24 protein-coding genes are annotated in these 23,260 nt (G+C 62.4%); 19 read left to right on the top strand and 5 right to left on the bottom strand.

Annotation, left to right across the window (positions count from 1 at the left end; genetic code table 11):
• The first annotated feature begins 44 nt into the window (after positions 1–44).
• From NKH95_RS03010 to NKH95_RS02980, 7 genes are all read left to right on the top strand, one after another.
• The gene (locus NKH95_RS03010) at positions 45–842 is read left to right on the top strand and encodes a DUF427 domain-containing protein (protein WP_502895157.1); all 798 of its coding nucleotides are present in this window, start codon (positions 45–47) and stop codon (positions 840–842) included.
• 79 nt (positions 843–921) lie between these two features.
• The gene (locus NKH95_RS03005; RefSeq protein ID WP_127291028.1) at positions 922–1,686 is read left to right on the top strand and encodes an SDR family oxidoreductase; all 765 of its coding nucleotides are present in this window, start codon (positions 922–924) and stop codon (positions 1,684–1,686) included.
• Between the two features lie 420 nt (positions 1,687–2,106).
• A complete protein-coding gene (locus NKH95_RS03000) occupies positions 2,107–3,081 on the top strand; it encodes an ABC transporter substrate-binding protein (RefSeq protein WP_352891023.1) in 975 nt (324 codons plus the stop codon).
• Between the two features lie 78 nt (positions 3,082–3,159).
• A complete protein-coding gene (locus NKH95_RS02995; protein WP_352550932.1) occupies positions 3,160–4,245 on the top strand; it encodes a quaternary amine ABC transporter ATP-binding protein in 1,086 nt (361 codons plus the stop codon).
• Complete coding sequence (locus NKH95_RS02990) at positions 4,242–6,224, top strand: ABC transporter permease (RefSeq protein ID WP_352891021.1); 1,983 nt, start codon at positions 4,242–4,244, stop codon at positions 6,222–6,224. The genes NKH95_RS02995 and NKH95_RS02990 overlap by 4 nt, the downstream gene beginning before the upstream one ends.
• Before the next feature lie 7 nt (positions 6,225–6,231).
• Positions 6,232–7,032, top strand: coding sequence for a hypothetical protein (locus NKH95_RS02985; RefSeq protein WP_352440027.1), 801 nt, complete (start codon positions 6,232–6,234; stop codon positions 7,030–7,032).
• Positions 7,033–7,070: 38 nt separating this feature from the next.
• Positions 7,071–7,448, top strand: coding sequence for a GFA family protein (locus tag NKH95_RS02980; protein ID WP_352772238.1), 378 nt, complete (start codon positions 7,071–7,073; stop codon positions 7,446–7,448).
• Positions 7,449–7,463: 15 nt separating this feature from the next.
• On the opposite strand, the gene NKH95_RS02975 is transcribed toward NKH95_RS02980, so the two are convergent.
• Entirely contained in the window at positions 7,464–8,822 is a 1,359-nt protein-coding gene (locus NKH95_RS02975; protein WP_352440028.1) for a trimethylamine monooxygenase, read from the bottom strand.
• A gap of 254 nt (positions 8,823–9,076) precedes the next feature.
• Here NKH95_RS02975 and NKH95_RS02970 point away from each other — a divergent pair, with 254 nt between their 5' ends.
• Entirely contained in the window at positions 9,077–9,793 is a 717-nt protein-coding gene (locus NKH95_RS02970; protein WP_127270283.1) for a helix-turn-helix domain-containing protein, read from the top strand.
• Between the two features lie 312 nt (positions 9,794–10,105).
• Here the strand turns inward: NKH95_RS02970 and NKH95_RS02965 are convergent, their stop codons facing one another.
• From NKH95_RS02965 to NKH95_RS02950, 4 genes are read right to left on the bottom strand one after another with little or no spacing between them, the layout of a single operon-like run.
• On the bottom strand, positions 10,106–11,146 hold the full coding sequence (locus NKH95_RS02965) for a heme-dependent oxidative N-demethylase family protein (RefSeq protein ID WP_023808729.1): 1,041 nt from the start codon (positions 11,144–11,146) through the stop codon (positions 10,106–10,108).
• 9 nt (positions 11,147–11,155) lie between these two features.
• Positions 11,156–12,121, bottom strand: a complete 966-nt coding sequence (locus tag NKH95_RS02960; protein WP_023808730.1) for a PDR/VanB family oxidoreductase — start codon at positions 12,119–12,121, stop codon at positions 11,156–11,158.
• Positions 12,118–12,714: a dimethylamine monooxygenase subunit DmmA family protein gene (locus tag NKH95_RS02955; RefSeq protein WP_023808731.1), complete on the bottom strand. Its 597-nt coding sequence runs from the start codon at positions 12,712–12,714 to the stop codon at positions 12,118–12,120. The genes NKH95_RS02960 and NKH95_RS02955 overlap by 4 nt, the downstream gene beginning before the upstream one ends.
• 41 nt (positions 12,715–12,755) lie before the next feature.
• Complete coding sequence (locus NKH95_RS02950; RefSeq protein ID WP_023808732.1) at positions 12,756–13,889, bottom strand: aminomethyl transferase family protein; 1,134 nt, start codon at positions 13,887–13,889, stop codon at positions 12,756–12,758.
• Positions 13,890–14,175: 286 nt separating this feature from the next.
• Here NKH95_RS02950 and NKH95_RS02945 point away from each other — a divergent pair, with 286 nt between their 5' ends.
• From NKH95_RS02945 to NKH95_RS02895, 11 genes are all read left to right on the top strand, one after another.
• On the top strand, positions 14,176–14,463 hold the full coding sequence (locus NKH95_RS02945; RefSeq protein WP_023808733.1) for a hypothetical protein: 288 nt from the start codon (positions 14,176–14,178) through the stop codon (positions 14,461–14,463).
• A 12-nt stretch (positions 14,464–14,475) separates the two neighbouring features.
• Positions 14,476–14,853, top strand: coding sequence for a hypothetical protein (locus NKH95_RS02940; protein ID WP_023808734.1), 378 nt, complete (start codon positions 14,476–14,478; stop codon positions 14,851–14,853).
• A 36-nt stretch (positions 14,854–14,889) separates the two neighbouring features.
• Positions 14,890–15,051, top strand: coding sequence for a hypothetical protein (locus tag NKH95_RS02935; protein ID WP_013532900.1), 162 nt, complete (start codon positions 14,890–14,892; stop codon positions 15,049–15,051).
• Positions 15,052–15,065: 14 nt separating this feature from the next.
• Positions 15,066–16,469, top strand: a complete 1,404-nt coding sequence (locus tag NKH95_RS02930; RefSeq protein ID WP_023808735.1) for an APC family permease — start codon at positions 15,066–15,068, stop codon at positions 16,467–16,469.
• 45 nt (positions 16,470–16,514) lie between these two features.
• Positions 16,515–17,204 carry a hypothetical protein gene (locus NKH95_RS02925; protein WP_023808736.1) on the top strand — a complete coding sequence of 230 codons (690 nt, stop codon included), beginning with the start codon at positions 16,515–16,517 and terminating at the stop codon, positions 17,202–17,204.
• A complete protein-coding gene (locus tag NKH95_RS02920; RefSeq protein WP_352891017.1) occupies positions 17,201–17,524 on the top strand; it encodes a hypothetical protein in 324 nt (107 codons plus the stop codon). Before NKH95_RS02925 ends, NKH95_RS02920 begins: the two co-directional genes overlap by 4 nt.
• Before the next feature lie 103 nt (positions 17,525–17,627).
• Entirely contained in the window at positions 17,628–18,524 is an 897-nt protein-coding gene (locus NKH95_RS02915; protein ID WP_023808738.1) for a class II glutamine amidotransferase, read from the top strand.
• 4 nt (positions 18,525–18,528) lie between these two features.
• The gene (locus tag NKH95_RS02910) at positions 18,529–19,254 is read left to right on the top strand and encodes a GltB/FmdC/FwdC-like GXGXG domain-containing protein (protein ID WP_023808739.1); all 726 of its coding nucleotides are present in this window, start codon (positions 18,529–18,531) and stop codon (positions 19,252–19,254) included.
• Positions 19,255–19,260: 6 nt separating this feature from the next.
• Positions 19,261–20,589 carry an FMN-binding glutamate synthase family protein gene (locus tag NKH95_RS02905; protein WP_023808740.1) on the top strand — a complete coding sequence of 443 codons (1,329 nt, stop codon included), beginning with the start codon at positions 19,261–19,263 and terminating at the stop codon, positions 20,587–20,589.
• A 62-nt stretch (positions 20,590–20,651) separates the two neighbouring features.
• Positions 20,652–21,959: a type III glutamate--ammonia ligase gene (glnT, locus tag NKH95_RS02900; protein ID WP_352440034.1), complete on the top strand. Its 1,308-nt coding sequence runs from the start codon at positions 20,652–20,654 to the stop codon at positions 21,957–21,959.
• A gap of 36 nt (positions 21,960–21,995) precedes the next feature.
• On the top strand, positions 21,996–23,249 hold the full coding sequence (locus NKH95_RS02895; RefSeq protein ID WP_352891014.1) for a sarcosine oxidase subunit beta family protein: 1,254 nt from the start codon (positions 21,996–21,998) through the stop codon (positions 23,247–23,249).
• Positions 23,250–23,260 lie beyond the last annotated feature (11 nt).

The raw sequence follows: 23,260 nt of genomic DNA, 5'->3' as shown, positions 1-23,260 counted from the left end.
CCATTCGCAAGCCTCATTTGCGCGGCCGTGGGCCGCATTTTCCCTTGCTGGACACCCTCGTGCAGTATGAATTCGAGCCGGGCTACATAGCCTTCACCATGCCGACGCAGAAGCGACTGCGTGTGCAGGTGGGGTCGATGACCGTGGCCGATACGACCAATGCCTTGGTGTTCTACGAATCCGATCACCTGCCGGTCTACTATTTCCCGATCGGCGACGTTCGCGAGGAATTCCTGCTGCCGAGCAAGACTACGACAGAGGACCCATTCAAGGGCACAGCCACCCACTACTCGCTCAACACCGGCATCACGCTGGTCGAGGACGCGGCCTGGCGCTATCTCGATCCGGTGAAGGGCTGTCCGCCGATATCGGACTACATGTCGTTCACCTGGAGCAAGATGGGCCACTGGTTCGAGGAGGACGAGGAGATCTTCGTGCACGCGCGCGATCCGTTCCGCCGGGTCGACTGCCTGCCGTCGTCGCGGCGCGTGCAGGTCATCCTCGACGGCGAACAGGTCGCCGATTCACGCCGCGGCGTGTTCCTGTTCGAGACCGGCCATCCGGTGCGCCACTATCTGCCGATCGCCGACACGCGGCTCGATATGTTCGCGCCCAGCCGCTACATTTCGCGCTGCCCCTACAAGGGCATCTCCAACTACTATCACGTGACGACCAAGGCCAAGCGCCACGAGAACCTCGTCTGGTATTATCCGGAACCGGTGCACGAGGCAGAGCGCATCAAGGGGCTGGTCTGCTTCCACCACGAACTGGTCGACAAGATCCTGGTCGACGGCGTTGAAATTCCCAAGGAAGCCACGGCCGCGTCGAGCGGTTATTTCTGAGCATCGAGGCCGCCTGCGCGCGGGCGCTTGATCGAAACACGGCTCAGCCATACCCTCTCCGAGGCAGGGAGGGCACTCGATGGATCTTTTCAAGCTGGATGGCGATGTCGCGCTGGTCACCGGCGCCGGTAGCGGCATCGGCCAGGCAATCGCGATCGGGCTCGCCGAGGCAGGTGCCGACGTCGCCTGTTTCGGCCATACATCGAAGGGTGGGCTGGACGAGACCGCGCACCGAATCGCGGCACTCGGCCGCAAAGCGCTGGTGCTGACCGGTACAGTGACATCGCAGAGCGATCTCGCGGCTGCGATCGATCGCGTTGAGAGCGAACTCGGTGCGCTCACCGTCGCCGTCAACAATGCCGGCATTGCCGGCTCCGAACCCGCCGAGACGATGCCGCTGGAGACATGGCAGAAGGTTCACGACGTCAATGTCGCCGGCGTGTTCCTGTCCTGTCAGGCCGAAGCGCGCAAGATGTTGGTGCGAGGCAAGGGCTCGATCATCAACATCGCCTCGATGTCGGGCACCATCGTCAACCGCGGCCTGACGCAGGCGCACTACAACTCTTCGAAGGCCGCCGTCATCCACATGTCGAAGAGCTTCGCCATGGAGTGGGCCGATCGCGGCCTGCGCGTCAATGTCGTCAGTCCGGGCTACACGCTGACGCCGATGAACAAGCGGCCGGAGGTGGCGGAAGAAGTGAAGATCTTCAAGCGCGACACGCCGATGGGGCGCATGGCGGCGCCGGAGGAAATGGTCGGGCCGACGGTGTTCCTCGCCAGCCGCGCAGCGAGCTTCGTCACCGGCCTCGACCTGATTGTCGATGGCGGCTACGTCTGCTGGTAAGAGCTCAGCTTCGCCTGCAGTCTGAATTTGTACGTCTCGCGAAGCGTTAGTCGTTGCGCGACATGAACCTTGGTATATATAATTTCATCCTATGAAACGGCCTTGGCGAGATGGGGCTTACCAGGCGGGTAGCCGAGATCATAGGACCTTGATGGCTCGCACCTTGCAGGGGCGCCGCAGGACTGGCAATCGATCCGCAGATGACCGCTCCCGCAGCGATCCGTCGGCAGCCATGACGCCGACACTCCAATCCTGTCCCATCATCACCAGAATTGAGCACCATCTTGCCTGCGCTGGCCAAAGCCGGGGCAACAATTTGGCGCCGACGGCCTTGCGCAAAGACCAGCCTTTCCAACACAATCAAGAAAAGCCGCAAGAAGGGAACGAACGATAATTTTCACAGCTTGAAGGAGAACAAGCATGTCACTTCGCAGTGTGATTTCGAACTTAACAATGGGAGCCTTCGCGCTTGCCGCCGCAAGTGCGCTTACATCACCGGCTTACGCAGCCGCGCCGGAATCGAACGACCCGATCAAGATCGCGCTGTTCGACTGGACCAGCGTCAACCTGAACGCCAAGATCCTCGGCGGCATCCTGGAAAAGCTCGGCTACACCGTCGAGTATCCGACCGCCGACTACCTCTCCAGCCTGACCACAGGCCTCACCAATGGCGATCTCGATGTCGGCATGGAATTCTGGGACACGACCGCCGGCGAGGCCATGAAGGCCTCCGATGCGACAGGCCAGACCGAACGGCTGGGCAAGCTCGGCCCGAAGGCCAAGGAAGAATGGTGGTTTCCCGAATACATGAAGGAGAAGTGCCCCGGCCTACCCAATTGGGAAGCGCTGAAGGACCCGAAATGCGCCGAAGCCTTCTCGACGGCCGAGACCGCACCGATGGGGCGCTATCTCGGCGGCCCGGTGACCTGGGAAGGCTTTGACGACGAGCGCGTCGAGGCACTGAAGCTGCCCTTTACCGTCATCCATGCCGGCACCGACGCGGCGATGTTCGCCGAACTGGACTCGGCCTATCAGCGCAAGGCGCCGATCATGCTGTGGATCTATTCGCCGCACTGGGCGCCGGCCAAGTACAAGGGCGAGTGGGTGGAATTCCCCGAATACACGCCCGAGTGCTACAACGACCCGAAATGGGGCACCAATCCCGACGCCAAATATGATTGCGGCAAGCCGCATGGCGAGATCTGGAAGTACTCCTGGTCCGGCATGAAGGACAAATGGCCGGTCGCCTACAAGGTGGCCAAGGCCTACACGGTCGACACCGACGAACTCAACAAGATGAGCGGCGAGATCGATCTCGGCGGCAAGACGCCGGAAGATGTCGCCGCAGCCTGGATCGCCGCCCACGAGGCCGACTGGAAAGCCTGGGCGCAGTGATCGTTCCAACTGGAAAAATGAGACCCGGCTGCTTGATCAGCCGGGTCTCAATTCTTGATGTTCCAGAAGGACGTTTGAATGACGGGCAAGACTGAACGGGAGCCAAACGTGGTGGGCACGCCAAAGGATGCCCGTCCGATAAAGCTCGCCTGCCGCAACGTCTGGAAGCTGTTCGGATCGAACGCGGCCAACTTCATCCGCGAACGCGACGGCAAGGCCAGCATGGCAGACGTCACTGCTGCCGGGCTGGTCGGCGCGGTGCGCGCCGTCGACCTCGAAATCCGCCAGGGCGAGATTTTCATCATCATGGGCCTGTCGGGCTCCGGCAAGTCGACGCTGGTCCGCTGCATGTCGCGGCTGGTCGAGCCGACCCATGGCAAGGTCGAATTCGAAGGCAATGACCTCCTGAAAATCTCCGATGCAGCACTCATCGAATTGCGGCGGCACCGCATGGGCATGGTGTTCCAGAACTTTGCCCTGCTGCCGCATCTCAACGTGCTGGAGAACATCGCCTTCCCGCTCGGCATCCAGGGTCAGGACCGGGCGACACGCGAAGCGCGGGCGCGCGAGGTCATCGAACTTGTCGGCCTGCGTGGCCGCGAGCATTTCTATCCGCGCGAGCTGTCCGGCGGCCAGCAGCAGCGTGTCGGCATCGCCCGGAGCCTGGCGACAAAACCGGAAATCTGGTTCCTCGACGAGCCGTTCTCGGCGCTCGATCCGCTGATCCGCCGCGAAATGCAGGACGAGCTGATGCGGCTGCAGACCATGCTGCACAAGACCATCGTCTTCATCACCCATGATTTCGACGAGGCCATCCGGCTGGCCGACCGCATCGCCATCATGAAGGATGGCGAGGTCATCCAGATCGGCACGCCGGAGGAGCTGGTGGTCAATCCGGCGACCGACTATGTCGCCGAGTTCACCCGGGACGTCGACCGCGCCAAGGTTATTTCAGCACGCAGCCTGATGCGCGCCTGCGACGGCTCGGAACATGGCGGCACCGTTGCCCCGGATGCCAAGATCGCCAGCTTCTCGGCCGGCATCGTTGCCGCCAACAAGCCGTTCGCGGTGGTCAACGGCACCGGCAAGCCGATCGGCGAGGTGACGCCGCAAGCGGTGATCGATCTGTTGGCCGGCATCGATCGCTCAAGGGTCGGCGCATGACGGTGACAGCAAGCGCCAGCGAGACGGGGTCACGACCGATTCAGGTCTGGCTGCTGGTCTGGGCGGCAGCGCTTGGCGCCGTGCTTGTCGTGTTCCTGTTGCAGGACCGCCTGCCCTGGGCCGTCAACTATCCGGCAAGCGCCGTCGTGCCGGTCGCCGATTGGGTCAGCGCGCTGATGCGCTGGATCAAGTCGAACCTGTCCTGGTTGACCCGCTCGATCACCGCGGTGCTCGGCGTTCCCCTCGATTTCGCGCTCAATCTGCTGGCCAAGAATTTCAAGATCGGCCATGGCGCTGACGCCTATGTCCTGCCGCGCCTGTCCTGGGTCGGCGTCTGCGCCGCCGCCTTCCTTGCTGGACATGCCGTTGGCGGCAGAAAGCTCAGCCTGCTGGTCGGCGGCTGCTTCCTCTACATCGCCCTGTTCGGCCAATGGACCAGTGCCATGCTGACGCTGGCGCTGATTTCCATCGCGGTGCCGTTCTGCATCGTCACCGGGCTGTTCGCCGGCATCTGGGCGTGGCGCAAGCCATGGGCAGAAAGGCTCATCGTCTCCCCTGCCCTTGACCTGATGCAGACGATTCCGACCTTCGCCTATCTCATCCCGATGCTGCTGCTGTTCGGCAACAGCCCGGTGTCGGCGATGATTGCGACCGCCATCTTCGCCACGCCGCCGATGGTGCGGGCAACGATGCTCGGCCTGTCGCGGGTGCCGTCGGAGATCGACGATTTCAGCGAGATGGCAGGCTGCACGGCGCGGCAGAAACTGTGGCGAGTGCTGCTGCCCTCGGCACGGCCGACACTGATGGTCGGCGTCAACCAGGTGATCATGCTGGCGCTGAACATGGTGATCATCGCCTCGATGATCGGCGCCGGCGGCCTCGGCTACGACGTGCTCCTGGCGCTGCGCGCACTGAAGGTCGGCGAGGCGATGGAAGCCGGCCTTGCCATCGTGGCACTGGCCATTGCGCTCGACCGTCTGAGCCAGGCCATCGCGCACAGCCAAGCAAAGGGCCATGTCCATCAGGAGGCAAGCCTCGGCCTCTGGCGGCGCTACCCCAATCTGACACTGGCCATCGCCATCCTTGTCATCACCACGCTGCTTGGCCTGTTCGTGCCGGCCTTCGCGGCAGTGCCGAAAGCGATCACCTTCACCACCGCGCCGCTATGGAGGGCAGCGGTGAACTGGGTGACGATCAATTTCTTCGACACGATCGAAGCGTTTCGCGTGGCGCTCATCCTCAATGTGCTGAACCCGCTGCGTGCCTTCTGCGAAGGCTTTCCCTGGCTGGGCGCCGTCTTCCTGCTTGGCCTCGCCGGCTACCAGCTTAGCGGCTTCCGCCTGGCCATATTGGTCGCCGCATTGACCGCCTTCTGTGCCGTCACCGGGCTGTGGGAAAAGACCATGGCGACGGTCTATCTCTGCGGCATCTCGGCCTTCATCGCCTGCCTTATCGGCATCCCCATCGGCCTGATGGCCGCGCGCAGCGACCGCTTCGAAAAGATCGTCACGCCTGTCATCGATACGCTGCAGGTGCTGCCGTCCTTCTGCTTCATCATTCCGGTGGTGATGCTGTTTCGGGTCGGCGACGTCACTGCGATGATCGCCACCGTCGCCTTCGCCGTGGTGCCGGCGATCCGCTACACCAATCACGGCATCAGGCAGGTGCCGCCGGCGCTGATCGAAGCGGCGAAGGTGTCGGGCTGCACGCCGCGCCAGACCTTCTTTCGCGTGCAACTGCCGCTGGCGCTGCCGGAGATCATGCTGGGCGTCAACCAGACGATCCTGATGGCACTGGCGATGATCATCATCTGCGCCATGGTCGGCACGCGCGATCTCGGCCAGGAAGTGTTCATTGCGCTGTCCAAGGCCGATTCCGGTCGTGGTATCGTTGCGGGCTTGGCCATCGCCTTCATCGGCATCGTCGCCGACCGGCTGTTCAATGCCTGGACGGCGAAGGCCAGGGCAAGGCTGGGATAGAAGCCGGATGTCCGAGCCGGGCGAGCCACCCTTCGCCGTCCTCGTTTTCGATATGGCCAGAACCGGCGAGCCGGACGGCGAGCACCTGATATCCGGCTTCGGCACGCTGGAGGCGGCGACGAACTATGCGATCGCGCGGGTCCGCGCCTCGGTGGAGGAACTGCGAAAGCCCGGCATCGCGGCAGCGGAGTTGCGAAAGCTCTGGCACCTCTACGGCGAAGACTGCCCGGTATTGAGCAGCCCGGTGCGCGGCAGCGATCTTCTCGACGAGTTCATCGCGACGCCGGCGACACCTGCCGAATGCGACTGGCCGGCGCTGGCGCCAAGGCTGCGCCGTTTTCGCGCCACTCTGCTGATCTCCAACGACACCAACGAATCCGTCTGGTGCGGCGGCTTCTTCCGCGCGACCTACAGGCTGTCGGGGCAAGGCCTGCTCGAGCGATTCCATGAGGACGCCGTTGCCGCCTTCAAAGCCAAGGGCATCGCGCCTGATGTGCCGACAAAAATTCATGTCGCCAATTACTTCGAGCTTCCCGACCCGCCCTACCCACCACCAGGCGCAACGCTGCGATCCTGGAAGGTCGAGGTCGGTTTCGTCTGCCACCATGTGAAATTCGGCGGCGACGCCGCCGGCGTCTTCGCCTGGCCGGAAGAGCCGACCGACTGGGCGCTCAGAACCATGCAGTTCCTGCTGATGGCCGACACGATGGCGATGCGCGGCGATGGCCCCGACTGGGCCAACGACTGCGACGTGTTGTCGGTCAAGGTGACGGAGACCGATGCTGCTCCCGACTATCCGCTGGATTGAGTAAAGCTGAACCGCCCAACCCTGCAAAGGAGAGAGTGATGACAGGCCGGACAGCTCGCTGCACCTGCGGCCAATTGCAGATCCGATGCCCGCAAGAGTCGGCCAAGGTCTCGCTTTGCCATTGCCTGGACTGTCAGCGACGGACCGGCAGTCCGTTCGGGATCGCCGCCTTCTTCGATGCCGCCGCGATCGAGATCAGCGGCTCATTCCAGACATACCAACGTGATTCCGACAGCGGCTTTCCCGTCACCTTCCATTTCTGCGGAACGTGCGGCTCGACGGTTTTCTGGTATCCATCGCGGAGACCCGCAGCGGTGGCCGTTGCCGTCGGCTGTTTCGGCGACCCGTCATTCCCGGAGCCGACACAGTCTGTCTACGGCAAGAGTCGCCACGGCTGGGTCGCGGTGCCGGCCTGAAGGCAAGCCCACCCGCTATTCCGCCGCGACCCCCTTCACCTCGAGATAGCTCTCCATCGAATCGTCCAGTGCCTGCAGCCAGGGCGTATGATGCAGTGGCGCCATGGTGCCGGTCATCAGCGAGCGATAGGCGTGGTCGCGGAAGCTCATGATGTCTTCGCCCTTGTGGTGCTCCCACTCCATGAAGGTCTGGTTGACCGCCTCGACGTCGAAACCGGGATAGTCGGTCTGATCCATCAATTCCTTGGTGTAGTCGCCCTGGAACCAGATCATCTGCTCGGCGTCTTCGAGCGTTTCCTCACGCGCGCGCCACTTCGCGCCGTGCTCGGTCATCGCCTCGGCGGACGGCAGCTTGATGCGGCCCATGATGACGTCGCGCGCGAACCAGGCCTGCGCGTCGAACATGTTGAAGGTGTAGAACTGGTCCTGCATGCCTATGAAGGACAGTTTCGGGTTCTTCTCCCAGACGACGCCCTCATAGAGCCCGTCCGGCCACATGCGGTTGGCGGTCTTCAGCTTCAGTTCTTCGGTGAGGAACGGGAAGGAGTGCAAATAGCCGGTGCACAGGATGATGGCATCGACATCCCTAGTGGTGCCATCCTTGAAATGCGCGGTCTTGCCCACAACCTTCTGCAGCAGCGGCACCTCTTTCCAATTGTCCGGCCATTTGAAGCCCATCGGCTTCGAGCGGTAGCTGGAGGTGATGGATTTGGCGCCGTATTTGTAGCACTGCGAGCCGATGTCCTCGGCCGAATAGGAGCGGCCGATGATCAGGATATCCTTGCCCTTGAACTCCATCGCGTCGCGAAAATCATGGCTGTGCAGGATGCGGCCGTTGAAGGTGGAAAAGCCTTCGAAATAGGGCACGTTGGGCACCGAGAAATGCCCGGAAGCGACGACGACATTGTCGAACTCTTCGGAGTAGGTGACATCGTTGGTGCGGTCATGCGCGGTGACGGTGAATTTCTTCGTCTCGTCGGAAAACGTCACCATGCGCACCGGGCTGTTAAAGCGCACCCATTTGCGCAGGCCGGATTTTTCGACGCGGCCCTTGATGTAGTCCCACAGCACCGCGCGCGGCGGATAGGAGCCGATCGGCCGGCCGAAATGCTCCTCAAATGTGTAGTCAGCAAATTCCAGGCATTCCTTCGGTCCGTTCGACCAGAGGTAGCGGTACATCGAGCCGTGCACCGGGTCACCATGTTCGTCGAGACCTGTACGCCAGGTGTAATTCCACAGGCCGCCCCAGTCGGACTGCTTTTCGAAGCAGACGATTTCGGGAATGTCGGCGCCTTTGTCGGCCGCCGACTTGAAAGCCCTGAGCTGTGCCAGGCCGGACGGGCCGGCTCCGATGACGGCAACGCGACTTTTCATGGCAGGCCTCCCGATCTGAATTGCTCTTACGAAACAAATTTCACTCACAGTAATTGGCCCTTTCGTGCTGTCAACAGCCCGATGCTGAAACAAGGTTCCGCGCGGGCGGATTTCCCGCGAAAAACCGGACGCTGCCAAACATCATTATCATCCGCATGCGCGTTCACGCGACTTGCCGTCGCAGTTGCGCTCCTGTATCGGCACCTGACATGTTCACCTAGAGTGAAATAAATCCCAGGAGTGCCGGGGGCGACATGGCGAAGAAGGTTTCCGATCCCAAGGCTGGTCTCGCCGGTGCGACGGCCAAGCCGCTGCCAAAGGTTTCGGCCGACGGCAAGACCATCCGCGCGCCGCTGACGCAGAACCCGCATGCCATTCGCGACACGCGCGAAAAAGTGCTGGAGGTGGCGATCGGCCGCGAGGTGCGGGCGTTCCGCAAGAAGCTCGGTATCACCGTCGCCGATCTGGCGGTCGCCACCGACATTTCTCTGGGCATGCTGTCGAAGATCGAGAACGGCATCACCTCGCCGTCGCTGACCACCTTGCAGGCGCTGTCGCGGGCGCTCGGCGTTCCGGTCACCGCCTTTTTCCGCCGCTTTGAGGAAGAGCGCAGCGCCGTCTTCGTCAAGGCCGGCCAAGGCCTCGATGTCGAGCGCCGCGGCACCCGTGCAGGCCATCAGTACAATCTGCTCGGCCATATCGGCTCCAACACCAGCGGCGTCGTCGTCGAACCCTATCTGATCACACTGACCGAGGATTCCGATGTGTTCCCGACCTTCCAGCATGAGGGCATGGAGTTCCTCTACATGCTGGAAGGCGAGGTGGTTTACCGGCACGGCAGCAACCTTTACCCGATGAAGCCCGGCGACAGCCTGTTCTTCGATGCCGACGCACCGCACGGGCCGGAACAGTTGACGAAGCTGCCGATGCGCTATTTGTCGATCATTTGCTATCCGCAGAGCGCGGGGTGAGGTTAGCTGTCCCGCAAAACTCTCTTCCTCTCCCTCCGGAGGGGGAGAGGTGGCGCTGCGAAGCAGCGACGGAGTGGGGGAAGGCGGTCCTCAAACGCCGAACCCGCCGACAAGTGGCACGACCGAGCGGGCCTGAAATCTCGGCAGGCAGCTGAACAATCGGAAGCATCGCCTGGGCGCGAACTCACAACCGCCGAATCAGGTCGACCCCCACTCCGTCGAGCTTCGCTCGACACCTCTCCCCGATCGACGGGGTAGAGGAAGGGAGCGAAACCGTCCCGCCGGGCTCCTTTCTTTCTCTCCCAGCAGGCTCTAATCCGGCCCAAAGCCCGAACTTGTCGCACTCCCATCATCCAGCTTCGACAGCCACTCGACCAACGCCGGACGATAGCGCGTCAGGCCCTTGTAGTTGGCGAGTTCGTCGGGCAGGTCGCGGATGACGCGGTGCAGGCGCCGTGCCCATTTGGGCTGCGTCACCAATTCGTCCATCTTGATCAGATAGCAGCGGATCGGGAAGACGATGCCGTTGGAGCGCGGCAGGCGCCAGAAACTCTGCAGTTCGACACGCAGATGCACCTTGTCGCCGACATTCTCCGGCGTCACCGTCGCCCGGTCCGGACCCCATTTGTGGTAGTTTTCCGGACTGGTGTCGAGGCGCGGATTGATGGTCATCGTCCAATTCAGGCGCCGCGCCGGCTTGCCCTGCTGGATGTTGGTGAGGAATTTCAGCGCCCTGACGAAAATCCCCTTCTCATGCGCCAGCGGCACCGGCGCATGCCATTCGAAGAAGTTCATGCCGATGTCGAAATCGAGCGACCAGTCGGCCTGGGTGGTGACCATGCCGGCATCCATCCACAGATTGCCGTCGCGCTGGTCGAGGATGCAGAAATCGCCCTGGCTCTGCCGGGTGATGTATTCCATCGGGCCGTAAGGCAACGTCGAGGTGTCGCCGAAAGTGAAGGTGTCGTCGATACCGAGCGGCCGGTTGATCCAGCGCCAGCGATCGCCGTCGCGGGTCAGCGTGAAATGCTCGGGATAGCCCAGCGCCTGCTGCTCCATCAGCAATTCGAGCAGGTCCCAGCCGGCCAGCGTCATGTGCGGCAGCGACTGGCAGCGCAGCGGATCCTCAGCCAGGACCAGCGCGCGGTCCTGCATCTCGGCGACATAGTGCTCGTCGACGTCGATCAGGTTTTCCAGCACGCTGCCCCTGGGTCCGACGACATGCGGCTCGATGTTGACCGCATACATGTAGGCGTCTTCGTGGAACGGGAACGGAAACCGCCTTATGTGCTCGGGGCTGTTCTTGAAGGTGAAGTCGTCGCGGAACGTTTCCTTGCGAAAGGTAATGCCCATGATTTTCTCCTACCGTTCCAGGACCAGCGACCGGCCTTCGAAGCGCGACACGCACGGCATGATCTTCTTGCCCGAACGGTGCTCTTCCTCGCTTAGCCAGTGGTCGTTGTGGATGAACTTGCCGTCGCAAGAGATGACGTTGGTTTCGCACTGGCCGCAGACGCCGCCGCGGCAGAGGTAAGGCGGATCGACGCCGGCCGCCTCGATCGCTTCCAAGAGGCTCTGCTGTTCGTCGACGCGGATCGCCTTGCCGCTGACGGCAAGCGTCACGTCGAACGGCAGCCCGGGCTGGGGTGCCGCGAAATGCTCGAAATGCACGGTCTCCGGCGGCCAGCCCAAGGCAGCAGCCCGATCGCGCACCCAGTTGATCATGCCGGCCGGGCCGCAGACATAGAGATGCGTGCCGAGCGGCTGCGTCGACAGCAACCGGTCGAGTCCGATGCGCTCGTCGAGGTCATCATGATAGAGCCTGACCCTGCGGTCGTAGCGCGCGCGCAGCACATCCGCATAGGTGCCGAGCGATGCGGTGCGGACGGTGTAATGCAGTTCGAAATTGCCGCCCTCCGCCGCCAGCTGCGCGGTCTGCGCCATGAACGGCGTGATGCCGATGCCGCCGGCCAGCATCAGATGCTTTTTGGCGCGCAGGTCGAGCGAGAACAGGTTGACCGGATAGCTGACCACCATCTCCATGCCGGGCTTGACGCTCCGGTGCATGAACAGCGAGCCGCCGCGCCCGACATCGTCACGGCGCACCGAGATCGTGTATTCGCGCGTATCGAGTGGCGAGCCCATCAGCGAATAGGGATTGAGCCGGGTCCGTTCGCCATCGCGCATTTCAACGACAACGTGCGCGCCGCCGGAAAATGTCGGCAACAGGTTGCCGTCGCGCCGGCGGAAATGGAAGCGGCTGACCAGGTCGTTGACCGGGACGACATCGCTGACAACGACGTCTAGCTTAGTGGTGCCGGTGCTCATCGGAAAATCTCCTCCATCGGAGGAATTTCGCTGCGATCTTCCGCATTGATGCAGACGCCCTGGAAGGCTGCGATGCGCCTGGAATAATGGTCGCGCACCAGAAGCAGCAGGCCGCAATGCGCGCAGGTCGCCGGCTGCGTCGTGACATTCTCGGTGATGCCCTTGCAGTGGACGCATTGCATGCGCCGCGCCAGCGAGCCGCGGTGCTCGGTCTGGATCGAGGTGTGGTCGATGCCGGCTTCAAGCGCCACCTGCATCGCCTGGCCGATCAGGCCCTCGGTGCCCGAGAGATAGAGGCGCAGGCCCATATGCGCGTTGGCCAGTGTCTGCCGGAGCCGTGGCAACAGGCTGGCAAAGGACGGCGCCTGGTGGAACTGTGCCGGCTTCAACGCTTCGAGCGCGACGGTGTGTTTGCCGTCCGGCCCAGGAATGAAGACGACTTCGGCGTCGTCGAAAAACCTGGGGGGCGCCCTCCCGGCCATCTCCGCTATTGCCAGCGCCCCTTCCGCGTCCGCGATGAAAAGATGATGCTTGCCGGGTTGCGGAGACAAAGTTCCGTAAACCGGCCGGCTGATGATGCTTTTGGCTGCCATTTATGCCTTCGTGCCTCGAACCCCTCGCCGTTGACTATGCCTCAACCTTTCGCGGTGCGCTTGGTCTTCTTGGGATCGTCGAATGGCAGTGGCTGCGCCGTCGCCTTGATGGCACCGCTCTTGTTGCGGATTTCGAGCTTGGTGTCCTTGACCGCGCAGTCGACGTCGAGTCGGGCGATGCCCATCGATTTCTCGACCAGCGGCGAATACATGGCGCAGGTCACCACGCCGACCTTTTTGCCGTCGCGATAGACCGGCGCGCCTTCATCGGCCGGCTCCTTACCGTCGAGCAGGACGCCATAGATCTTGAAGCGCTCCTTGCCCTTCAGACGATAGTGCTCCTCGGCACCGCGAAAGCCGGTCTTGCCAGGGCTGACGGTGAAGTCGAGGCCGAGTTCCCAAAGCGTGTCGCCTGGGCCTTCGTTCTCAAACGGATATTTTTGGGAGTTGTCATAGGGGTAGAAGAGCAGATAACTTTCGACGCGCAGCATGTCGAGCGTGGTGAAGCGGCACGGAATGATGCCGGCGCTCTTGCCCTCGTCGAGGATCCTGTCCCAGATCGTGCCGGCATCCTGGCCGCGGCAGAAGATCTCGTAGCCGCGCTCGCCGGTATAGCCGGTGCGCGAGATCATCACCGGAAGACCGAACAGCTGCGTCTGCATGTGATGGAAATAGTTGAGGTCGCGAATACCCGGCACGTGCTTGGCCAGATAGTCGACCGCTGTCGGACCCTGCAGCGACAGATCGTGCAGATTGTCGTCGAAGCGCAGCGAGACGTCGCGTCCTACCGAAGCACGCTGCAACTCCTCATGGCCGGTGCCCGAACCATGCACGACCATCCATGCATTGGGGCCGGTGCGGTAGAGGATGCAATCGTCGGTGAATTTCCCCGCCTCGTTCAGCATGCAGGCATAGGCCGACTTGCCGGGATAGATCTTTTCGACATCGCGCGTCGTCGCCAGGTCGATCAGGTGTGAGGCATGCGGCCCGGTGATATGGACTTTCTTGAGGCCGGAGACATCCATCAGACCAGCCTTGGTGCGGATGGCGATGTACTCCTCGTCGGCATCCTTGTCGTAGGTCCAGGCGGTTCCCATGCCGCTCCAGTCTTCGAGCTTCGAACCGAGCGCGCGATGGCGATCCGCCAGGGTCGAAAATCTCCAGGATGCCGTCATCCGCTCGTCCTCCGTTTCGATAATGCTCTGCTGTTCCCTGCCCCCTGCGCAGCGGCGGGAGCTTTGGCCGAATATTGATCGCAAACCTCCGGGCGCCGCAATACCCATAAGCAATTAATTTCATTCTCAGGCAAAATCCGTTGCGCCAAGCAAACGGTTAACCCCGCGTAAATCGCGCTTGACAATTGCGGGATTCAGACAGAACTTATGAAAAAAATTTCACTCTGTTGAAAGAGGACGGCGGACGGGAGATTCGGAACCGGACGGCGGAAAAGGGGAGAAACCGATGTCAGACATGCAGCAGCGCATCGAAGCGCTGTACCGTTCCGACCTGCGCGGAGCCGCGCTCCTGATCGTCTGCCTGTGGGCGACGATCCTCTTCGTCCTCCTCATGACATGGCCCTACATCCCGCACAGCGGCATCAAGGCCGTCGTCGCGATCGCCGCCGCCGCCGTGCTGATCTTCAACACCGCGGCCATCCTGGCGATGGTCAAGCACTACAAGGAAGACAAGGAATTCATTTACGGGCTCGACATCAAGAACGCCGACGCGTTCAGCAACCGCAAGTCCTGAGGGGTAGAAGAGATGTCCCGCTACACGCCGCCGGAGCAAAGCAAGGCCGGGCAGGTTTTCGACATCGCCGTCGTCGTCGTCGCCATTTTCGTGGCACTGTGGCTACCGCTCAAGCTGGGCCTCGCCGGCGCGGCGAAATCCATCGACGCGCTCGACGCCAAGACCTGGGAAGCGCTAGGCCAGAACCCGACCATGGCGTCTATCTGGGAAAAGCTCGGCTATACGCCCGAGACCGCGCACGACATCATCCAGAACCGCTTCCACTATGTCATCGACTGGCCGACGCTGATCATCATGGCGGCGGTGCTGATCGGTTATTTCATCTTCCTGTTTCGTGCATCAGACCGCGAATACCGCGACGTCATCAACGAAAAATTCGACGACAAGTAAGAGTTCTGAGGACGATCTAATTCGGGGGACACGATCATGTGGGTGGCACTCTCTTACGCATGCTGGGGCATCTCGATCGTGCTCGCTTTGTGGATGCTCTACGACTGGTTCAAGGTCGACACGACCTTCTCCGAAGAGGTGCTGACCTCCTCGCGCGAAGGCGAACTGGAAGCCACTTCCGAAAAACACCGGATCTGAGTGAGGATTGAACAATGACGATCGCACTTGAACCGGCTGCCCCGGCTGCCCAAGGGGACAGAGTTTCACTCCTGCGCGTGCTCGGACCGGCCCATGTCTGGGCGCTCGGCGTCGGCATCGTCCTGGTCGGCGAATTCACCGGCTGGAATTTCTCGGCCGACAAGGGTGGCGCACTGGCCGCGCTGATCGTCTGCTGGGTCGTGGGATTGCTCTACACCTCGGTCGCCATGATCGATTCCGAGGTGACATCGACCGTGGCCGCCGCCGGCGGCCAGTATGCGCAGGCAAAGCACATCGTCGGACCGCTGATGGCGTTCAACGTCGCGCTGTTCCTGGTCTTTGCCTACACCATGCTCGAAGTGTCCGACGCCATCCTGCTCGGCGACACCATCGTCGCCAAGGCCGGCGTCGAAGGGCTCACCCACAATTCCTTCATCGCCGCGACCATCGTCGTGCTGGCGTGGCTGAACTATCGCGGCGTGCTGATGACGCTCAACGTCAACTTCGTCATCACAGCAGTCGCCTATATCTCGATTGTCATCCTGTTCTTTTCGGTCAGCCCGTGGACGCAAGGCGCCGTGCTGAAGCTGAACGAGTTGGTCACTCCCGGCAATGCGCTCCCCTATGGCTGGATCGGCGTCATCGCCGCCTTCCAGTTCGGCATCTGGTACTATCTCGGCATCGAGGGCACCACACAGGCCGCCGAGGAAGTGCGCTCGCCGGCCCGCTCGCTGCCTTACGGCACCATGGCCGGCATGATCACGCTTTTGATCGCAGCCGCCATGACCTGGTATGTCTGCGCCTCGATGATGCCATGGGAATATCTCGGCATCACCTATTATCCGCTGTGGGACGCCGGCAAACTGACTGGCAGCCCGCTGCTCGAGAACCTGTTGTTCGTCGCCACGCTGCTTGCTGCAATGGCCTCCGCCAATGGCTGCATCAACGATGCGGCGCGCGCCTGGTTCTCGCTCGGCCGCGACCGCTATCTGCCGACATGGTTCTCGGCCGTGCATCCGAGATATCGCACGCCCTATCGTTCGATCCTGTTCCTGCTGCCGATCGCGCTGGCCTTCGCCTTCATCGCCGACCTCAACCAGGCGATCACCTTCTCGATCCTGTCGGGCGTGCTGCAATATACCTTCATGAGCATCAACATCATCATGTTCCGCAAGAAGTGGCCGCTGGGCTCGATCCGGCGCGGCTACACGCACCCCTTCCACCCGATCCCGGCCATCGTGCTGTTTTGCCTGTGCGTGGTGACCTTCTTCGCCATCTTCCTCGGCTTCGGCTCGCAGCTGATCGCCATGGTCGCCTTCTATTTCCTGATCTCGCTGTGGTTCCATTTCTATCGCTACAAATTCGTGCGGCGCGGCGACCAATTCACCATGCCGTGGCCAAAGCCGCAGGGTTATTGATGGGAGTAGGCCCGTCCGGATCCCGGGCGGGCCTGGCATGAGAAAATGTCCGAGGTGACATCAGCACTGCTGGCCGGGGCCATTGTCCTAGCTGTCGTCCTCCACCTTGCCTGGCAGGCGCGTGCCAGCCACAGCAGGGCGTCGATGGCGCTCGCCGTCGAGCAGGGCCGCATCCGCACAGTCATCGCCGACGCTGCCAATGTTTCGGATGGCACCGCCGGCGTCATCACCTGGGAAGGATCCTGGAACGGCAAACGTGTCCAGGTGCGCACCATCGTCGATACGCTGGCGACGCGAAAACTGCCGGCGCGCTGGCTCAGTGTTTCGATCACCGAAGAGGTCGCGGTGCCGGCGACGTTCGACATGATGATGCGGCCGGGATCGCCGACGACCTTCTCCAATTTCGATCATCTCGAGCACACGCTGCCGAAGAGCTCAGCATTTCCGGCTGAGGCCGTGTTGCGGACCGATCGCAGGGGCGTCCACTTCCCACTGGAGACCATCGCCGGCCACCTCGGGATTTTTTCCGAAGGGCGCGCCAAGGAACTGCTGATCACCCCGAAAGGGGTACGCATCGTGTGGCTGCTGGCCGAAGCCGAACGGGCGCGTTATGGCGTCTTTCGGCAGGCCGAATTCGGCGACGCCACACTCGATCCCGCGCTGATCGAAAGACTGCTGGTGTCGGTGTCGGCGCTTCGCGACGCCATCAACAAAAGCGAACGGCAGGCCGCATGACCATTCCCACCACTGCACCCACCAACCCCTATCTGGTTCTCGGCGCCGCAATCTTGTTGCCGGGAAGCGGGCATGTCATTCTCGGCGTGCCGGTGCGCGGCCTGCAGTTCCTTTTCTTCATGGTGATCCTGGCATGGGTGACGGCCAAGATCGCACCGTCGGATGCCAGCTTTGTCGGCCGTCACGCCGGCGGCTTCCTGATCTATGCCTTGTCGATTCTCGACGCCTACAAGATCGCTCGCATCCGCACCGCGAAATGGGTTCACAATGCCCGGCGAGACGGCGACAGTGCGCAGAGCGGCATTGAGCCGCATAGGTAACTAGAGGAATATTTTTTTCATACGATTGAATTTGTGCAACTCATTCGATACATCCTCTCTTAGCTACAAACGATCTCTTAGCTACAAACATCGGGAGGCTGACATGTGTGGAATTGTCGGACTGTTTTTGAAGGACAAGTCGCTGGAGCCCCAGCTTGGCGCGATGCTGTCGCAGATGCTGATCTCGCTCAGCGATCGCGGTCCCGACAGCGCCGGCATTGCCATCTATGGCGCGCCTTCCAAAAATGAGGCCAAGATCACCATTCAGTCGGCCAAGCCGGACCGCGATTTCCGCGGCCTCGAGGCGGAGCTCGCCAAGGCCATCGGCACCCCGGTGACGATCGCGGTGAAATCCACCCATGCGGTCGTCAGGACCACGCCCGCCAAGATCGATGAAGCGCGCGAAACCATCCAGACGCTGCGCCCCGACATCCGCATCATGGGCGCCGGCGACGTTGTCGAGATCTACAAGGAAGTTGGCCTGCCCGAGGCGGTCGTCGATCGCTTCGATGTCCGCAAGATGACCGGCACGCATGGCATTGGCCACACCCGGATGGCGACGGAATCGGCTGTGACGACAATGGGCGCGCATCCGTTCTCGACCGGCGCCGACCAGTGCCTTGTGCACAATGGCTCGCTGTCGAACCACAACAATGTCCGCCGCGAGTTGATCCGCGAAGGCATGAAATTCGAGACCGAGAACGACACTGAAGTGGCCGCCGCCTATCTCTCGTCGCAGATGGCGCATGGCAAGAATCTCGGCGAAGCGCTGGAAGGCACGCTCTCCGACCTCGACGGCTTCTTCACCTTCGTCGTCGGCACCAAGAACGGCTTTGGCGTGGTGCGCGATCCGATCGCCTGCAAGCCCGCCGTGATGGCCGAGACCGACCAGTATGTCGCCTTCGGCTCGGAATATCGCGCGCTGACCAAACTGCCTGGCATAGACAATGCGAGGGTCTGGGAACCCGAACCCGCAACCGTCTATTTCTGGGAGCATTGAATTCATGCCGGCAACCACGCTTTCAAAGACGGCAGCACACGACCCTCGGGTCTTCGATCTCGACCAATTGTCGCTGCGTGAACTCAACCAGGCGCTGCACAATCTGGCTCCCGGCTCGAACGAAACGGCATGGGAAGTGCTGAACCCGAAAGGCAGCCATTCGGTCGCCGTCGGCGTCGACCAGCCTGTTGCCATCGATGTGCGCGGCAGCGTCGGCTATTATTGCGGCGGCATGAATTCCGGCAGCACCATCACCGTGCACGGCTCGGCGGGTCCCGGCGTCGGCGAGAACATGATGTCGGGCTCGATCACCATCAAAGGCGACGCCAGCCAGTATGCCGGCGCCACCGGCAAGGGCGGCCTGCTGGTCATCGAAGGCAATGCGTCGTCGCGCTGCGGCATTTCGATGAAGGGCATCGACATCGTCGTGCACGGCAATATCGGCCACATGTCGGCCTTCATGGCGCAGTCGGGCAATCTGGTGGTGCTGGGCGATGCCGGCGACGCGCTGGGCGATTCCATCTACGAGGCGCGTCTCTTCGTGCGCGGCAAGGTCGACAGCCTGGGTGCCGACTGTATCGCCAAGGAGATGCGGGCCGAGCATCTGGAATTGCTGCAAGGCCTGCTCGACCGTGCCGGCGTCACCGGCGTCAAGCCGTCGGAGTTCAAGCGCTACGGCTCGGCGCGCACGCTCTACAATTTCAATATCGACAACGCCGACGCGTATTGAGGCAGCATGACCTATCGCAACCCGCCGACGACGCCGCGCAAATCCGCGACCTTCGACGACTATACGCTTTCCGAGATCCGCCGTGCGGCGGCGACCGGCATCTATGACATCCGTGGCGCCGGCGCCAAGCGCAAGCTGCCGCATTTCGACGACCTCCTGTTCCTCGGCGCCTCGATCTCGCGTTATCCGCTCGAAGGCTATCGCGAACGCTGCGACACATCGGTCGTGCTGGGTTCACGCCATGCCAAGAAGCCGATCGAGCTGAAGATCCCGATCACCATCGCCGGCATGAGCTTCGGTTCGCTGTCGGGGCCCGCCAAGGAAGCGCTCGGGCGCGGCGCCACACTGTCGGGCACCTCGACCACCACCGGCGATGGCGGCATGACCGAGGAAGAGCGCGGCCATTCCAAGCAGCTGGTCTATCAATACCTGCCGTCGCGCTATGGCATGAACCTGCGCGATCTGCGCCGTGCCGATGCGATCGAAGTCGTCGTCGGCCAGGGCGCCAAGCCGGGTGGCGGCGGCATGCTGCTTGGCCAGAAGATTTCCGACCGCGTCGCCGAAATGCGCACGCTGCCGAAGGGCATCGACCAGCGCTCGGCCTCGCGCCATCCGGACTGGACGGGTCCCGACGATCTCGAGATCAAGATCCTCGAATTGCGCGAAATCACAGACTGGGAAAAGCCGATCTACGTCAAGGTCGGCGGTGCCCGGCCCTACTATGACACGGCGCTTGCCGTGAAGGCCGGCGCCGATGTCGTCGTCGTCGACGGCATGCAGGGCGGCACCGCCGCGACACAGGAGGTGTTCATCGAAAATGTCGGCATGCCGACGCTTGCCTGCATCAGGCCGGCGGTGCAGGCGCTGCAGGATCTCGGCATGCACCGCAAGGTGCAGTTGATCGTCTCCGGCGGCATCCGCAACGGCGCCGATGTCGCCAAGGCGCTGGCGCTCGGCGTCGACGCGGTCTCGATCGGCACGGCCGCCCTTGTCGCGCTCGGCGACAACGATCCCCGCTGGGAGGCGGAGTATAACGAGCTCGGCACCACGGCCGGCGCCTATGACGACTGGCACGAGGGGCGCGACCCCGCAGGCATCACCACGCAGGACCCCGAACTGATGAAGCGGGTCGACCCGGTGGCCGCCGGACGCCGGCTGGCGAACTACCTCAAGGTGATGACGCTGGAAGCGCAGACCATCGCCCGTGCCTGCGGCAAGAACAGCCTGCACAATCTGGAACCCGAGGACCTCGTCGCGCTGACGATCGAGGCAGCCGCCATGGCCGGCGTACCGCTGGCCGGCACCAACTGGATACCGGGGAAGAACGGCTTCTAATCAATGAAGGGCCGAAGCCCACACGCTCTGGGGCCACAATCGACAAAAAATGGGGAACTTCCGTGACAGTTGATCTTGCTGAATTCGCAAGGGCGAAAAACGTCAAATATTTCATGATTTCCTACACTGACCTGTTCAGTGGCCAGCGTGCCAAGCTGGTGCCGGCGCAAGCCATCGCCGACATGCAGAAGGATGGCGCCGGCTTTGCCGGTTTCGCCACCTGGCTTGATCTGACGCCAGCGCATCCCGACATGCTGGCGGTTCCGGATCCGGATTCGGTGATCCAGCTGCCGTGGAAGCCTGAGGTCGCCTGGGTCGCGGCCAACTGCATCATGGACGACAAGGAGGTCGACCAGGCGCCGCGCAACACGCTGAAGCGGCTGATCGCGGAGGCCGCCAGCGACGGCATGCATGTCAAGACCGGCGTCGAGGCCGAGTTCTTCCTGATCTCGCCGGACGGCAAGACGATTTCCGACGAATACGACACGGCCTCAAAGCCCTGCTACGACCAGCAAGCTGTGATGCGCCGCTATGACGTCATCGCCGAGATCTGCGACCACATGCTGGCGCTCGGCTGGGGCGCCTACCAGAACGACCACGAGGATGCCAACGGCCAATTCGAGATGAACTGGGCCTTCGACGACGCGCTGGCGACCGCCGACAAGCACTCGTTCTTCAAATTCATGGTCAAGTCGATCGCCGAGAAGCACGGCCTGCGCGCGACGTTCATGCCCAAACCCTTCCAGGGCCTGACCGGCAATGGCTGCCATGCCCATATCTCGGTCTGGGACAAATCGGGCAAGACCAACGTCTTCGCCGACAATGCGATGGAGCTTGGCCTGTCGGCCAAGGGCCGGAATTTCCTCGGCGGCATCATGAAGCATGCTTCCGCGCTTGCCGCGATCACCAACCCGACGGTCAATTCCTACAAGCGCATCAATGCGCCGCGCACCATTTCGGGCGCCACCTGGGCGCCGAACACGGTGACCTGGACCGGCAACAACCGCACCCACATGGTGCGCGTGCCCGGCCCCGGCCGCTTCGAACTGCGGCTGCCGGATGGTGCTGCCAACCCTTATCTGCTGCAGGCGGTTATCATCGCCGCCGGCCTCGACGGCATCCGCTCGAAGGCAGATCCCGGCAAGCGCTACGACATCGACATGTACCAGCATGGGCACACGGTGAAGGGCGCGCCAAAACTGCCGCTCAATCTGCTCGACGCGCTGCGCGAGTTCGACAAGGACAAATCGCTCAAGGCGGCGCTGGGTGAGGAATTCTCGTCGGCCTACCTAAAGCTGAAGCACCAGGAATGGAATTCCTATGCTTCGCACTTCACGCAATGGGAGCGCGACCACACGCTGGATATCTGACCACCAGCGCGGTGCGAGCGACCTCGGAATGAACGTATGAAATATTCGATCTTTTCGCTCGCCCGTGCTGCCCTGTCCGGCCACAAGAATTGGCAACGCACCTGGCGCGACGCCACGCCGAAGGACCGCTACGATGTGGTGATCATCGGCGGTGGCGGCCATGGCCTTGCCACCGCCTGGTTTCTCGCCAGCGAGTACGGCATCAAGAATGTTGCCGTGCTCGAAAAAGGCTGGATCGGCTCCGGCAATGCCGGCCGCAACACCACCATCATCCGCTCCAATTACGGCCTGCCAGGCAATACCGGCTTTTACGAATTGTCGATGAAGCTGTGGGAGCGGATGGAGCAGGACCTCAACTACAATGCAATGGTCAGCCAGCGCGGCGTCATCAACCTCTACCACTCCGACGCACAGCGCGACGCTTATGCGCGGCGCGGCAACACCATGCGTATCAACGGCATCGACGCCGAACTGCTCGACCTCGCTGCCGTCAAGAAGATGATACCGTTCCTGAACTTCGACAATGCGCGCTTTCCCGTGCAAGGCGGGCTGTTGCAGCGACGCGGCGGCACGGCGCGGCACGATGCTGTTGTCTGGGGCTATGCGCATGCGGCGAGCGAACTCGGCGTCGACATCATCCAGAATTGCGAAGTCACCGGCTTCGTCAGGGACGCCAATGGCAAGGTGACCGGCGTCGAGACGTCGCGCGGCAAGATCGGCGCCGGCAAGGTCGGTATGGCTGTTGCCGGAAGTTCATCGCGCGTCGCGGCGATGGCCGGCCTGCGCCTGCCCATCGAAAGCCATGTGCTGCAGGCCTTCGTCTCCGAGGCGATCAAGCCGCTCATCCCTGGTGTCATGACCTTCGGCGCCGGCCATTTCTACGTCAGCCAGTCCGACAAGGGCGGGCTGGTGTTCGGCGGCGACATAGACGGCTACAATTCCTATGCCCAGCGCGGCAATATGCCTGTCATGGAGGACGTCTGCGAGGGCGGCATGGCGCTGATGCCGATGATCGGCCGCGTGCGCTTGCTGCGCCAGTGGGGCGGCATCATGGACATGTCGATGGACGGTTCGCCGATCATCGACAAGACGCCGGTCGACGGGCTCTATCTCAACGCCGGCTGGTGCTATGGCGGCTTCAAGGCGACGCCGGGCTCCGGCTTCGTCTTTGCCCATCTTCTTGCGCGCGACGAATCGCACGAAGAAGCCGCGCGGTTCCGCCTCAACCGGTTCCGGACTGGCGCCATGATCGACGAAAAGGGCCAGGGCGCCCAACCGAACCTGCATTGAAGGCGGTCTAG

It is taken from the genome of Mesorhizobium sp. M0848 (assembly GCF_040319805.1).
GTDB lineage: Bacteria > Pseudomonadota > Alphaproteobacteria > Rhizobiales > Rhizobiaceae > Mesorhizobium.
This window is presented reverse-complemented; position numbering and strand designations above follow the sequence as displayed.

Bases quoted from the DNA above. Each gene is read 5' to 3' on its own strand.
- NKH95_RS03000 (WP_352891023.1), top strand. From the start codon at position 2,107: ATGTCACTTCGCAGTGTGATTTCGAACTTAACAATGGGAGCCTTCGCG.
- NKH95_RS02930 (WP_023808735.1), top strand. From the start codon at position 15,066: ATGACGATCGCACTTGAACCGGCTGCCCCGGCTGCCCAAGGGGACAGA.
- NKH95_RS02980 (WP_352772238.1), top strand. From the start codon at position 7,071: ATGACAGGCCGGACAGCTCGCTGCACCTGCGGCCAATTGCAGATCCGA.
- NKH95_RS02895 (WP_352891014.1), top strand. From the start codon at position 21,996: ATGAAATATTCGATCTTTTCGCTCGCCCGTGCTGCCCTGTCCGGCCAC.
- NKH95_RS02940 (WP_023808734.1), top strand. From the start codon at position 14,476: ATGTCCCGCTACACGCCGCCGGAGCAAAGCAAGGCCGGGCAGGTTTTC.
- NKH95_RS02985 (WP_352440027.1), top strand. From the start codon at position 6,232: ATGTCCGAGCCGGGCGAGCCACCCTTCGCCGTCCTCGTTTTCGATATG.
- NKH95_RS02975 (WP_352440028.1), bottom strand. From the start codon at position 8,822: ATGAAAAGTCGCGTTGCCGTCATCGGAGCCGGCCCGTCCGGCCTGGCA.
- NKH95_RS02910 (WP_023808739.1), top strand. From the start codon at position 18,529: ATGCCGGCAACCACGCTTTCAAAGACGGCAGCACACGACCCTCGGGTC.
- NKH95_RS02945 (WP_023808733.1), top strand. From the start codon at position 14,176: ATGTCAGACATGCAGCAGCGCATCGAAGCGCTGTACCGTTCCGACCTG.
- NKH95_RS02960 (WP_023808730.1), bottom strand. From the start codon at position 12,121: ATGAGCACCGGCACCACTAAGCTAGACGTCGTTGTCAGCGATGTCGTC.
- NKH95_RS02965 (WP_023808729.1), bottom strand. From the start codon at position 11,146: ATGGGCATTACCTTTCGCAAGGAAACGTTCCGCGACGACTTCACCTTC.
- NKH95_RS03005 (WP_127291028.1), top strand. From the start codon at position 922: ATGGATCTTTTCAAGCTGGATGGCGATGTCGCGCTGGTCACCGGCGCC.
- NKH95_RS02990 (WP_352891021.1), top strand. From the start codon at position 4,242: ATGACGGTGACAGCAAGCGCCAGCGAGACGGGGTCACGACCGATTCAG.
- NKH95_RS02905 (WP_023808740.1), top strand. From the start codon at position 19,261: ATGACCTATCGCAACCCGCCGACGACGCCGCGCAAATCCGCGACCTTC.
- NKH95_RS02950 (WP_023808732.1), bottom strand. From the start codon at position 13,889: ATGACGGCATCCTGGAGATTTTCGACCCTGGCGGATCGCCATCGCGCG.
- NKH95_RS02995 (WP_352550932.1), top strand. From the start codon at position 3,160: ATGACGGGCAAGACTGAACGGGAGCCAAACGTGGTGGGCACGCCAAAG.
- NKH95_RS02915 (WP_023808738.1), top strand. From the start codon at position 17,628: ATGTGTGGAATTGTCGGACTGTTTTTGAAGGACAAGTCGCTGGAGCCC.
- NKH95_RS02920 (WP_352891017.1), top strand. From the start codon at position 17,201: ATGACCATTCCCACCACTGCACCCACCAACCCCTATCTGGTTCTCGGC.
- NKH95_RS02925 (WP_023808736.1), top strand. From the start codon at position 16,515: ATGTCCGAGGTGACATCAGCACTGCTGGCCGGGGCCATTGTCCTAGCT.
- NKH95_RS02935 (WP_013532900.1), top strand. From the start codon at position 14,890: ATGTGGGTGGCACTCTCTTACGCATGCTGGGGCATCTCGATCGTGCTC.
- NKH95_RS02955 (WP_023808731.1), bottom strand. From the start codon at position 12,714: ATGGCAGCCAAAAGCATCATCAGCCGGCCGGTTTACGGAACTTTGTCT.
- NKH95_RS02970 (WP_127270283.1), top strand. From the start codon at position 9,077: ATGGCGAAGAAGGTTTCCGATCCCAAGGCTGGTCTCGCCGGTGCGACG.